General features: G+C 59.8%; 13 protein-coding genes and 1 pseudogene. 3 read left to right on the top strand and 11 right to left on the bottom strand.

From position 1 onward, the window contains the following. Positions 1-2: 2 nt before the first annotated feature. From K7H22_RS16215 to K7H22_RS16175, 9 genes are all read right to left on the bottom strand, one after another. A complete protein-coding gene (locus tag K7H22_RS16215; RefSeq protein WP_230801924.1) occupies positions 3-776 on the bottom strand; it encodes an ABC transporter ATP-binding protein in 774 nt (257 codons plus the stop codon). Beyond that, positions 773-1561, bottom strand: coding sequence for an ABC transporter ATP-binding protein (locus K7H22_RS16210; protein WP_230801923.1), 789 nt, complete (start codon positions 1559-1561; stop codon positions 773-775). Before K7H22_RS16210 ends, K7H22_RS16215 begins: the two co-directional genes overlap by 4 nt. Then, on the bottom strand, positions 1558-2640 hold the full coding sequence (locus K7H22_RS16205) for a branched-chain amino acid ABC transporter permease (protein WP_230801922.1): 1083 nt from the start codon (positions 2638-2640) through the stop codon (positions 1558-1560). The genes K7H22_RS16210 and K7H22_RS16205 overlap by 4 nt, the downstream gene beginning before the upstream one ends. A gap of 4 nt (positions 2641-2644) precedes the next feature. After that, entirely contained in the window at positions 2645-3520 is an 876-nt protein-coding gene (locus K7H22_RS16200) for a branched-chain amino acid ABC transporter permease (RefSeq protein WP_230801921.1), read from the bottom strand. Positions 3521-3855: 335 nt separating this feature from the next. Next, entirely contained in the window at positions 3856-4656 is an 801-nt protein-coding gene (gene hpaH / locus K7H22_RS16195) for a 2-oxo-hept-4-ene-1,7-dioate hydratase (RefSeq protein WP_230801920.1), read from the bottom strand. Next, positions 4653-5510 carry a fumarylacetoacetate hydrolase family protein gene (locus K7H22_RS16190; RefSeq protein WP_230801919.1) on the bottom strand — a complete coding sequence of 286 codons (858 nt, stop codon included), beginning with the start codon at positions 5508-5510 and terminating at the stop codon, positions 4653-4655. Before K7H22_RS16190 ends, hpaH begins: the two co-directional genes overlap by 4 nt. A 59-nt stretch (positions 5511-5569) precedes the next feature. Next, positions 5570-6550, bottom strand: a complete 981-nt coding sequence (gene hpaD, locus K7H22_RS16185) for a 3,4-dihydroxyphenylacetate 2,3-dioxygenase (protein WP_230801918.1) — start codon at positions 6548-6550, stop codon at positions 5570-5572. A 15-nt stretch (positions 6551-6565) separates the two neighbouring features. Beyond that, a complete protein-coding gene (hpaE, locus tag K7H22_RS16180) occupies positions 6566-8086 on the bottom strand; it encodes a 5-carboxymethyl-2-hydroxymuconate semialdehyde dehydrogenase (protein WP_230801917.1) in 1521 nt (506 codons plus the stop codon). Beyond that, on the bottom strand, positions 8086-8499 hold the full coding sequence (locus K7H22_RS16175) for a 5-carboxymethyl-2-hydroxymuconate Delta-isomerase (RefSeq protein ID WP_230801916.1): 414 nt from the start codon (positions 8497-8499) through the stop codon (positions 8086-8088). Before K7H22_RS16175 ends, hpaE begins: the two co-directional genes overlap by 1 nt. Before the next feature lie 98 nt (positions 8500-8597). Here K7H22_RS16175 and hpaR point away from each other — a divergent pair, with 98 nt between their 5' ends. After that, positions 8598-9053, top strand: a complete 456-nt coding sequence (gene hpaR, locus K7H22_RS16170) for a homoprotocatechuate degradation operon regulator HpaR (protein ID WP_230801915.1) — start codon at positions 8598-8600, stop codon at positions 9051-9053. A gap of 209 nt (positions 9054-9262) precedes the next feature. Here hpaR and K7H22_RS16165 read toward each other — a convergent pair. Next, positions 9263-9447 (bottom strand): annotated as a pseudogene (locus K7H22_RS16165) (Tm-1-like ATP-binding domain-containing protein); the annotation flags it as partial. 666 nt (positions 9448-10113) lie between these two features. On the opposite strand from K7H22_RS16165, the gene K7H22_RS16160 reads away from it, so the two are divergent. Next, entirely contained in the window at positions 10114-10416 is a 303-nt protein-coding gene (locus K7H22_RS16160; protein WP_230801914.1) for a hypothetical protein, read from the top strand. 127 nt (positions 10417-10543) lie between these two features. Next, on the top strand, positions 10544-11125 hold the full coding sequence (locus tag K7H22_RS16155; RefSeq protein ID WP_269063160.1) for an aminotransferase class III-fold pyridoxal phosphate-dependent enzyme: 582 nt from the start codon (positions 10544-10546) through the stop codon (positions 11123-11125). 30 nt (positions 11126-11155) lie between these two features. Here K7H22_RS16155 and K7H22_RS16150 read toward each other — a convergent pair whose 3' ends face one another. Further along, a complete protein-coding gene (locus tag K7H22_RS16150) occupies positions 11156-11929 on the bottom strand; it encodes an aldolase/citrate lyase family protein (RefSeq protein ID WP_230801913.1) in 774 nt (257 codons plus the stop codon). Between the last annotated feature and the right edge of the window lies 1 nt (position 11930).

Genomic DNA, 11930 nt, shown 5'->3' with positions numbered 1-11930 from the left:
CCTTACCTCCATGTCTTCTTGCGCTTCCAGCGACGTTCGCCGCGTGCGCCCTCTGTGTCATGGCCCAGATAGAAGCTCTGGATATCCTCAGATGATGCCAGACGGTCGGCGGTGCCGGACATCACAATGCGCCCCAGCTCCATCACATAGCCATCATCGGCCAGTTCCAGCGCCACGGCAGCGTTCTGTTCGACCAGCATCATGGTCACACCTTCATCCTTGTTCAGCCGCTTGAGGATGGCAAAGATTTCCTGCGTCAGCAGCGGTGACAGGCCAAGGCTGGGTTCGTCGAGCAGCATGATCTCGGGTCGCAGCATCAACCCGCGCCCGATGGCGAGCATTTGTTGCTGGCCACCTGACAGGGTGCCGGCCTCCTGATAGCGGCGCTCTGCCAGAATGGGGAAGTAGTTGAACACCAGATCACGGTCGCGCGCGATCTCTGCGCGGTCGCTGCGTGTATAGGCCCCCAGCGCCAGATTTTCCTCGACCGTGAGCAGGGGAAATACCTCGCGTCCTTCGGGCACATGCACGATTCCCGCCTGCACCACACGGTGCGGCTCCCATCCCTGGATATCTTTGCCCTCGAAAAGGATCTTGCCCTTTTCAGGGTCCATGATACCCGAAATTGTCTTTAGCAGCGTTGTCTTGCCCGCGCCGTTGGCCCCCAGCACGGTGACCACGCGGCCCTTGCGCACTTCAAGGCTGACACCGCGAATCGCCATGATAGGGCCATAGAATGTTTCGAGGTTGCGGACCTCCAGAAGCACATCGCTCATGCGACTTTCCCCCCTTTACTGACCGCATTGGTACCCAGATAGGCCTCGATCACACTGGGATGCGATTGCACCTCGGCGGGTGTGCCTTCTGCCAGTTTCGCACCATCGGCCAAGGCAAGCACGCGGTCGCAAACCTTGCTGACCAGTCCCATGTCATGCTCGACCATGAGCACGGTGATTTTCATATGGCGACGGATATCGTCGATCCACCAGCGCATGTTCTGCGTTTCCTCGACCGACAGGCCAGATGCAGGCTCGTCCAGCAGCAAAAGCCGTGGCTTGCTGGCCAGGGCGCGGCCCAGTTCCACCACCTTGCGCACGCCATAAGGCAGGCCCGCAATACGGCTGTTGCGATAGGGTTGCAGATCCAGCAGGTCGATCACTTCTTCTACCGCATGGCGATGTGCGCGCTCTTCTGCGCGGACGGACGGCAAATGCAGCATTTGCGAAATCATATTGGTCTGGCGATGCCGGTGACGCCCGACCAGAAGATTCTGCAACACGGTCGCCTGATGGAACAGTTCGATATTCTGGAAGGTCCGCGCGATGCCCAGTTGCGGTACGTCATGCGGGGCCAGTTTCAGCACATCCTTCCCGTCAAAGGTGATCGACCCGCTTACCGGTGTGTAGAAGCGCGAAATCAGGTTGAACACAGTGGATTTGCCTGCACCGTTCGGCCCGACCAGAGCAAAAACCTGCCCTTCCTCAACCTTCATCGACAGGTTGTTGACCGCGGTAAGGCCACCGAATTTTAGCGTGACGCTGTCAATCTCCAGCAAACTCATCTCAACCGCTCCGTCTTCAGATAGCTTTTCTGCCGTTTGAACATGTCCTTGCGGGCAAAGGGAAACAACTCGAGGAAGGTGCGGATCTTGAGCCAGCGTCCGTATAGGCCCATCGGTTCAAACAGGATGAAAAGGATCAGGATAACGCCGAAAACACCCGATTCCAGCCCGGGGATCGCAACACCGCGTCCGAACAGATCTGTGGTCATCGACAACACCTGCGGCAGAAACGCAATCACCACAGCCCCCAGAAACGCACCGTGAATAAAGCCCAGACCGCCGACAACGATCATCATCAAAAGCTGGATCGACAGCAGGAAGTTGAAGGTCTCGTTATTGAACGCTCCCGCGAACAATCCCATCAGCGCGCCGCCCAATCCGGTGATGGCGCAGGAGATGCCAAAGGCAATGGTCTTGGTCTGCGCGACATTCACACCCATCGCCTGCGCCGAGATCTCGCTGTCGCGCACGGCGGCAAAGGCACGCCCCAAGGGCGCACGCAGCAAGTTGCGATAGAACAGCGTGACCATCAGGACCACGGCCAGTGTCAGGTAGTACCATTCGACCGGGTTATTCCAGCGGCTGATCTCATAGCCGAAAAGGTCGATCGGTGGGGACATCTTGCCGTTCACCCCGTCGGTCCATTCCTTGAGCAGCACGATGATATCGTCCGCCAGAATGGCCAGCGCCAGCGTCGCAATCGCAAGGTAAACACCGTGCAGTTTCAGCGCGGGAATGGCGATCAGCGCACCGACGATGCCGGTGATGACTCCTGCCAGCAGAAAGGCGGCCAGAAAGGGTACATTCGCTTCCATCATCAGCACACAGGAATAGCAGCCCAGCGCCATGAAAGCAGAATGGCCAAGGCTAACCTGTCCGGTTTGTCCGGTCAGCAGCATCAACCCCAGTCCGGCAGTGGCCCAGATCAGCACGTTCGTCGCCTCACCCAGAAAGAACGGATCAATCAGCAAGGGCAAGCAGAGCGCCAGCACCAGAAGGGCCGCATAAAGGCTGAAGTTCCACCAGTCGGGAAACATCCGGATGTCCTGATCGTAATCTGTCTTGAAATGGAATTTCATTGGTTCAGACCTTCTTCGCTCGGACCTGCGCGAACAGGCCGTGGGGGCGGAACAGCAGGACCGCGATCAGCAGCGCATAGGGGGCGATCTGGCTCCAGCCCGGCGGCAGGTAGCGCGCGGCGAAAGGCTCGATCACACCCACGATCAGACCACCCAGCAGCGCACCCGGCAAGCTGCCGAAACCGCCGATGACGGCAGCGGCAAAGGCCTTGATCCCGATAAACCCAGCGCTGGGGTCAAGCGCGCCCTTTGACGCGTAAAGGATTCCCGCAACAGCAGCTACGATGCCGGCCAGCGCCCAGACCATGCCTTGAATCCGTTTCACGGGAATACCCATGTAATAGGCGGCCATCTGGTTCTGGCTCGCGGCCTGCATCGCCAGACCCATCTTGGTGCGTTGGAAGAACTGCCACAACAGGATGGTCATGATGACGGTCACGATAATCACGGCCACATCGGCCAGACCCAGCACCAGATCACCGACACGTACGTCCCCCAAGGCGAGCGGAGAGCGCAGCGATTGAGGCTCGTGCCCCCAGATTTCACCAACGGCAAAGCGGATCACAAACCCCAGCGCGATTGTGACGATAATCACCGCGACCTGACTTTGGCCGAAGACCGCGCGCAACACGACCAGATCAAGCAGATAGCCCAGCACGCCCATGATCACGAAAACCAGCGGCAGCGCCAGCCAGAAGGGGATGCCCATATATTCGGGATTGACCAGCCCAAGGGTAACGAAAGCACCCAACATCATGAAATCGCCTTGGGCGAAATTCACAGCCTCTGTTGCCTTGTAGATCAGCACAAAGCCAAGTGCGATCAGGCCGTAGACACAGCCATTCGCAAGCCCGCTGATCAGAAGTTGCAAAACCTCCACGCGATCCTCCCTGTTTTGCGGCCTCCGCTTGGTGCGAAGTGCCCCGGCTTTTAGCCGTTTTTGTCCTTCCCGCGGCCGCCCTTCCTCCATACAGGACAGCGCAGGTTTCGGTAGTGCCGGACAAGTCACCCGAAGGTTGCAGGTCCAACACGCCACGAACAGGCCCTACCTCTCCATGTTTGAGTAAATCCGTCAACAGATTTGCCTCTGCCTGACGCAGCGGAATGTCCGTTTTCGGGATGAAATTCTGCAATGCGGATCAAGGCGGCTTTGAGCCGCCGCCTTGCGTTACGGTTGCGATGCTGAAAAAAAGGACCATCCGCGAAGGCGGGTTTTCAGGCGAAAGATACGGAAACCTTGCCGAAGGGGCCGAAATCAGCAGTGATATGGCTGCCTGAGGGACATTCTACAGGGCGGATGAAACTGCCCGACAGGATCACCTGACCAGCCTCGATCCGCTGATCGTAAAGCGCCATGCGCTGCGCCAGCCACACAACAGCCTCTACCGGATCATTCAGAACGCCTGCGCCCAGCCCAGTTTCCTCGACCTCGCCGTTGCAGGTCAGGATCGCACCGACCCAGCGCAGGTCGAACGCATCCAGGGCATGGCGCTGGTCGCCCGTCACGATGCCCGCATTCGCGGCATTGTCGGAAATCGTATCGACAATCCCGCGCGCTTTGCCGGTGGCCGGATCGACGCGCAGCACCCGCGTATCCAGAATTTCCAGCGCAGGAGTTACATAATCGGTCGCCGCAACCACATCGGCGCGAGTGACCGAGGCGCCAGCCAGAGGAGCCTTCATCACAAAGGCGATTTCGGCCTCGACCCGCGGCTGGATGAACCGGCCCGCGGGGACGGTCGCACCATTCGTGAAAAGCATGTCATCTGATAGAACGCCGCTATCGGGAATGTCGATCTTCAGCGCGGCCTGCATCGCCTTGGAGGTCAGGCCGATCTTCCAGCCGATTGCCTGCCGTCCCGCCGCCGCGCGCCGCGCGATCAGGGCTTTTTGCACCGCATAGGCATCGTCCATCGTCATGTCGGGATAGGCCAGTGACAGAAGTCCGGTCTGGCGGCCTGTTTCCTCGGCCTGAAACAGGGCCTCGGCGGCGGCGGTGATTTCTGCGGCTTTCAAGCTTCATCCTCCACGGTATTGCGCAATATGCCGATGCCCCCGGCCTCGACCTCGATCACATCACCCGGCACCAGATAGCGCGGCGGATCATAGCGCGCGCCTGCACCGGTGGGTGTGCCGGTCACGATGATGTCGCCCGCAACCAGTGTCGTAAATGTCGAGATATAGGCGATCTGCCGCGCCACCGGAAACAGCATCCGCCCCGTGCGGTCATCCTGCCGGACCTCGCCATTTACCCGCGTCTGCAAATGCACATCGGTGATCTGCGAATGGTCGGCAAGCGGCACGATCCACGGACCCATCGCACCGGAATGATCCCAGTTCTTGCCCTGTGTGACATTGAATTTGGCATGCCTGACCCAGTCGCGCAACGTGCCCTCATTGCACAGGGTCAGGGCCGCGATGTGGTCCAAAGCTGCGGCTTCCGCGATCCGCCGTCCGCCCTTGCCGATGATCACAGCGATCTCGCCTTCGTAGTCCAGTTGCGGTGTCTCCGGCGGGCGGATCAGCGCTTGTCCGTGTCCGGTGAAAGACCGCGCAAAGCGGATGAACAAGGACATGTGCGGCGGCGCGTCTTGCCCGTCATTGTATTCGGCGTTTCGGTCGGGGAAATTCACCCCGACGCAGATGATCTTTTCTGGTGCGGGGATCGGGATTTCCCACGCGTAACTGTCATCGGGATGGGTCATCGCGCGCCCCTTGGCCGCGGCTTCCAGTGCTGCCAGCCCATCTGCTGCGATCACTTCGCGCAAGCTGGACCATTGCGGAAAATCGCCTGACAGCGCCAGAAATCCACCCTCGACCACGGCGCCATAAAGCTGCTGCCCCTCGGCCTTCACTGTCGCAAACCGCACTGTCACATCCTCTGCCTCGTCTTGCCTTAAATATCCGGTAAATCCGCCTCGGCCATCGCTCAGGGCGCGATGATAGGCTGCGCTTTCAAAACAGAATCCACCAGTGCTGCACCTTCGAACAGGCTGCCTTCCTCGAACCAACTGCGCGGCGCGGGCGCCCCCCAGAGTGTCTGGCGCTGCGGATCGGTCAGGCTCCATTTGATAGGTTCCAGATCGGGATCGACAGTCTGGTAATCCGAGCAATAGATCTCGATCCGGTGTCCGTCAGGATCGCGGATATAGAGGAAGAAGGCGTTGGAAATCCCGTGCCGTCCTGGTCCGCGCTCGATATTTCCGACATAGCCGGTCGTTGCCATCAGATCCAGTAGGTCGATAATCGCCAAGGGGTTCGGCGCCCAGAACGCGGTGTGATGCAACCTTGGTCCGGTGCCGTTGGTGAATGCCACGTCATGCACCCCGCCCTTGCGATGCATCCATGCCGCCCAGAGTCTGCCGGTTTCGTCATCTTCAGTATATTCGGTCGTTCGGAAACCCAGTTCGGTGTAGAAGGCAACGCTGGCATCCACGTCGCTTGCGAACATGTTGAAATGGTCGATCCGCAGCGGTTTGACGCCCTTATAAAGCTTGTATTGCTGGTGAATCGGGGGCAGGCGGTCCATTTGGACGTAGAATTCCAGCGGCACGCCGAAAGGATCGCAGGTGCGCAGGGTGCGGCCCATGAAGGACCGCTCGACCCATGACACCGGCAGACCCTTGGCCCGAAAGAACGCCTCGGCCCGTTCCAGATCGGGTTCGTCGTAAAGCTTGAAACCCAGCACCCGCGCGCAGGCCGTGTCTGATTTGCGCAGGACGATACAGTGATGCCCGCGTTCCTCCATCGCGCGCAGATAGATGCCGTCGGCGTCCTCATGGGTGACCTGCAGGCCCAGCGTGTCGACATAGAAGGCGCGGGATGTCGCCAGATCTGTCACGGCATATTCGACATGGCTCAGGCGGACGATGTTGAACGGCGGGTAAAGCACAGGGGCGGGAACGGGCATGTCGATACCTCCTTTTCAGGCGCCAAGCCGAGGGACGGGATGCTGACCAAGGGCCAGACCGATATGTTTCTGCTCCATGTAGAAATCGAAGGACCAGTCGCCGCCATCGCGGCCGATCCCGCTGGCCTTGACCCCGCCGAATGGTGTCGGCAGGTGGCGCACATTTTCCGAGTTGACCCAGATCATCCCCGCCTCAAGCGCGTGGGTTACGCGCAAGGCGCGGGTCATGTCATTGGTCCAGACATAGGCGGTCAGCCCGTAGGCGACACCATTGGCAATCTCAAGCGCCTGTTCTTCGGTGTCGAAGGAGATCGCGGTCAGAACAGGTCCAAAGATTTCCTCTTGCGCGATCCGCATATCGGCACGTGCATCGGTAAAGAGGGTCGGGCGCACGTAGTGGCCGGCCTGGTCCAGCGTGCTGCCGCCTGCGGCAATTGTTGCCCCTTCGCTGCGGGCAATGTCGAAATAGCTGCATACCTTGTTGAAATGCACCTTGTGGATCAATGGTCCCACCTCGGTTGCAGGGTCCAAAGGATGGCCCACGCGGATATTGTTGACCCGTGCCACAAGTTTGGCGGTGAAATCAGCGGCAATCGAGGATTGCACCAAAAGCCGCGAGGATGATGTGCAACGCTCGCCGTTCAGCGAGTAAATCATAAAGATCGCGGCATCCAGCGCGCGGTCCAGATCGGCATCGTCGAACACGATCACGGGATTCTTGCCGCCAAGTTCGAAATGCACCCGCTTGAGCGTATCCGCCCCCTGTTTCATGATCATCGAACCGGTCTTGCTTTCGCCGACAAAGGCTATCGCCTTGATGTCGGGATGCTCGGTCAGGGCACGTCCTGCCTCCTCGCCCAAGCCGTTGACAAGGTTCCAGACGCCAGCGGGCAAACCCGCCTCCTCAGCGATTTCCATCAGGATGCGGGCGGTGACAGGGCTGAACTCGGCCGGTTTGTGCACGACCGTGCAGCCAGCGGCCAACGCAGGCGCGATCTTCCACGTGGAAAGCATGAAGGGCGTGTTCCACGGCGTGATCACCCCAACAGGGCCAATCGGAACACGTGTTGTAATATTCATCAGCGTAGACGAGGGCAGGTGCTGCCCGTCGCGCGCGGATGTGGCTTTGTCCGCAAAGAAGCGGAAGTTTTCCGCCCCACGCAGCGCGGCTTTGGACATGAACCGCAGTGCTTGGCCGGTGTCCCAGCACTCGGCCAGTGCGATTTCTTCGGACCGTGCCACGATGCCATCCGCGATTCGATGCAGGATGTTCTTGCGCGCCGCGGCTTCCATGTCCCGCCACGCGGGAAAGGCGGTTTTGGCCGCACGGGCGGCGGCGTCGATATCGACCGCCGTGCCGCGCGCCACCGGACAGATCAGGCTTTCATCGACGGGCGAGTGATTGTCGAATGTGCGCCCATCCGAGGCAGGACAGTCCCGCCCGCCGATCCGGTGCATCACGCCTGTGACGGCAATCCGTTCCAGAACAGGCTTGAGTTTGGCGAGATTGGTCGTAAGGGCGATGGTGTCGGACATCAGGTCAGCCTTTTTGTATTTTGGGGGTCGGTTTTGCCCAGATGGTCGCGGATCGAGCCGGACTTGGGCGACAGGACAGGGTCGATATCACGCATCTCGAGCGACAGGGCGAGCGAACGGCGGGCCAACACGGGTGCGACAAACGCCTCGGCCGCAGCAAAAATATGAGCTGTGGCGCGTTCGCGCGTCGGCAGGTCACGCCCGCCGCGCAGCCTGACCGAAATGTCGATATAGCCGTGATCGGGGTTGCCATCGGCGATGCTGGTGTGGCTGGCAGCAAAGGCCCTGACCCGCACGCCAGCTACGGGAAACGCGCCGGTCTCAATCGCCGCACGGCGTAGCCTATCGCAGAGTAGCGGAATATCTATCTCGGCCTCGAGATTGGACGAATAGTCGATACTGATATGCGGCATGACCCCTCCCAAGGCATTTAATTAACAAGTTAAATATAATACATCCTGCGTCAAGCCCTCTTATTGCCTGCGATACAAAATACAGGCAGATAGGACGCATGGATATCTCGCGCGACATTGCACCCGAAACGAACAGGTCTCTTCCCATCGCGCTGTTGCGCGCGCGAGAGAAGGTCATGGGCCCGATCCGTGCCATGCTGGCAGATGTCGGTGTGACCGAACAGCAATGGCGCGTTCTGCGGGTGCTTGCGGAACGTGGCACGCTTGACCCGACCGAGATCGCAGACCGCTCTTGCCTGCTTATGCCCAGTCTGACGCGGATCTTGCAGACCTTGCAGGCCAAGGGTCTGATCAGCCGCGAAAGTCACCCGACCGACCGGCGGCGCCAGCTTGTGTCGATTTCTGACGCGGGGCGGCAATTGATCGCCGACAACCTGAAAGAAAGCCAGCGCCTGAACGCATGGTTGCGCGAGAGATTCGGCGAGGACAAACTGAATGCCCTACTGGACCTGTTGAACGAGTTGGACGCGTTGGAGCGTGATCCAAAGACCTGACAGCCGCTGTGCTTTCCTTGGCCCTCAAACAGATCGGGCCTGTCCCGCAAGGATATTTGAAGCAGGAAGACGCTGTGCTCGGGTCTTGATGATCCCGCGCGTGTCCCTGTCGTGAATAATCTCCAGACCTTTTTCAGTAAAATCGGCTTCGTTGATGTGACAGACCGGCGTGTGGATTGCCGTTTTTTCGGGCAACGCCTTTTCCATCGCGCCAACACCGCCGCCCCTTGCGCCATGATCTGCATCGCCACATTCTCGTCGCCGCTGTCGATGGCGTGATGGATCGTGCTGCCACCAGCCTCGGCTACCTGATGTGTCGACATGCTGGTGGGCGTTTGGGATCACCCAGAACCGCGACATCCACGGCCATGACACCACCGCCCTGCGCGCGGAGGCGCGCGGCCATCGGGAAGACACAGATACACACAACCGCCAGGTATCTTGAGGTTCGCCATCCCCAGGCACAACAGAACCGGCGCGACAGCAAAACCCAGCACGATCCAGATCGTTTGCGGCCTGCGATAACCCAGCCGCCAGACCATCGCAGGCACAAGGATCATCTTGGCAGGCAAATATCCGATACGGGGAACCGCAAACACATAGACCATAAACCTAAAGGGTATATTCTAATGGCCGCAACCATACCCGCGCCTCGGCACGGTCTTGCGTGTAATCCATGAACGGTGCAACGCGTGACCAAGACGCAATCCGCGCAGTTGCAATAGGCCGAACAGGACTATGCCTGCTTCGGCAGGCCCCGGCCAGAAACCCGGTCGCGCAACCAGCTTGGAGCGCTGCACCTACACGGTCTGCTAGCCCAGATTTGTCAGGACGACGATGCCGAAAGCCGTAAAACCAAACCCAAAAAGGAACTGGCCTCGCCTTGGCGTCTTGCCGTTCGGAAGGGGGGCATCAGGCCTCACATGGCCTTCGGGGGCGGGAAGAACGGATCACGGGGCAGGATATGATGGGCAGGTGGATAATCCACCCGCGCCTATTTCTCGTTCCGGCAGCGTAGAAATGTCGTCATAAGGCCCATTCGCATGTCCATTCCCGCGCCATGCCGTTGTTCGACGCACATTCCTGCGTGATTGGCACGATGGCCGTCGCAGCACCCGTGGCGCGTATGGCGCCGGCGTTGCAGGCCTTGTTGCGGTCGGCACTGCGTGTGAAAGCGTTGCGCCCGACACGCGTGAAGGGATGTTTTCCCCTACGGGATTGCGGATGGCGACGAGGCGGTAGAACAAACCCGACAGATCGTGCCCTCATTCTGGACTTTGGCGGCGTGATTTTGGGTATGCTGTTCGAAACCCATGACCTGACGGAGGTGGCATTGGGTCTGCTGCACGGCCGTTTGACATGACGTGGACCTTTTGATCCAGTAGTAACCCTTTTGACAAAATATGCAGGCCGACTACATCAGCGAGCGCAATTACTGGCGGCATCGCACCGCCGGGGTTGCATGACTGCCGGGTCGTCACTGGTCCGACATGGCTGATTTCGTGCGCGCGGCCTGCGAGACCGATCCGGATGTGGCGATCCGCCCCGAATTCCGCGATTGCATCGCCGTGGCTCAGGCGGCGGGGATCCGTCTGGCGATCCCGTTGAACGATCTGGATCTCGTCTACGGGGCGAATGTTCGCACCAAACTACCGATCCTGTCGCAATTGGAGGGGAATGTGGAGGCCACCTATTCCGGCCATCCGGTCGGAGCCGCTGCCGCCCTTGCCTGTCTGGCGGAAGCCGAGCGTTTGCGCGTGCATGACAACGCAGCCGCCCGTGGCGCGGAACTTTTTGCAGGATTGCATGCGCGTCAGCGCAAGCATGAGGTTATCGGTGATATTCGCTGCGGACATGGTCTGACGTGTGCGCTGGAACTGGTCAGTGTCCGCGCAAAAAAGACGCCGATCGACAAGAAGTCGATCGGTGAGGTGCAAGAAGTTGCCTATGGTGCCGATGCGATGGTGCGCGTGTCAGGGCCGAACATCTTCATGTCGGCCCCGCTTGTTCTGACCTCCGCCAATATGCAGGTGATCCTGTCTGCATTGGATGAAGGGATTGCGGTGTTGTAAACGCGGATCAGGATTGATGTGCTGCGCGCATCAACTCTGTTTCCAGCGCGAGGCCAGATCGCGCGCGGCGCGCGCGAGCAAAACAACGTCGATTCCAACGGCCAGAAATTGCGCGCCCCAGTTTCGGTAATCCGATGCCGTGTCGTGATCCAGCGCCAATATCCCCGCTGCCTTGTCGGATGCTTGGATCCTTCCCAGCGCATCCTTGATCGCCATGCGCACATCCTTTTGGGTGCTGTCACCAAGATGGCCCATATCGGCTGCCAGATCGGACGGGCCGATGAAGACACCATCCACACCCTCGACCGCCAGAATAGCGTCAAGTGCGTCCATACCCTTCATGGTTTCCACCTGCACCAGCAGGCACATCTGGTCATTGGCCGTGCGGATATAGTCAGGGATCGCGGCAAAGCGCGAGGCCCGCGCCAGCGCCGCGCCCGAACCACGGATGCCTTCCGGCGGATAGCGCATCGCCCGCACCAGATCGCGGGCCTGATCCGCGCTTTCCACCATCGGGATCAGCAGAGTCTGCGCACCGATATCGAGCGCTTGTTTGATCAACCACGCCTCGCCCATCGGCAGGCGTACAACCGGATGGCTGTGCTCCTTGCCCTCCAGCACTTGCAACTGCACCATGATGGAGCGGATATCGTTGGGCGCATGCTCGCCGTCGATGACCAGCCAGTCAAAGCCAGCGGTCGCCAGGACCTCGGTCGGGTAGGTGTCGGCAAAGCCTGCCCAGCAGCCATATTGCATCTGCCCCGCGGCAAGGGCCTGTTTGAAGCGGTTCTCGGGTGCGGGCATG

Source organism: Seohaeicola saemankumensis (assembly GCF_021021435.1).
GTDB lineage: Bacteria > Pseudomonadota > Alphaproteobacteria > Rhodobacterales > Rhodobacteraceae > Seohaeicola.
The sequence above is the reverse complement of the archived record's forward strand: the minus strand, read 5'-3'. Positions and strand labels throughout refer to the sequence as shown.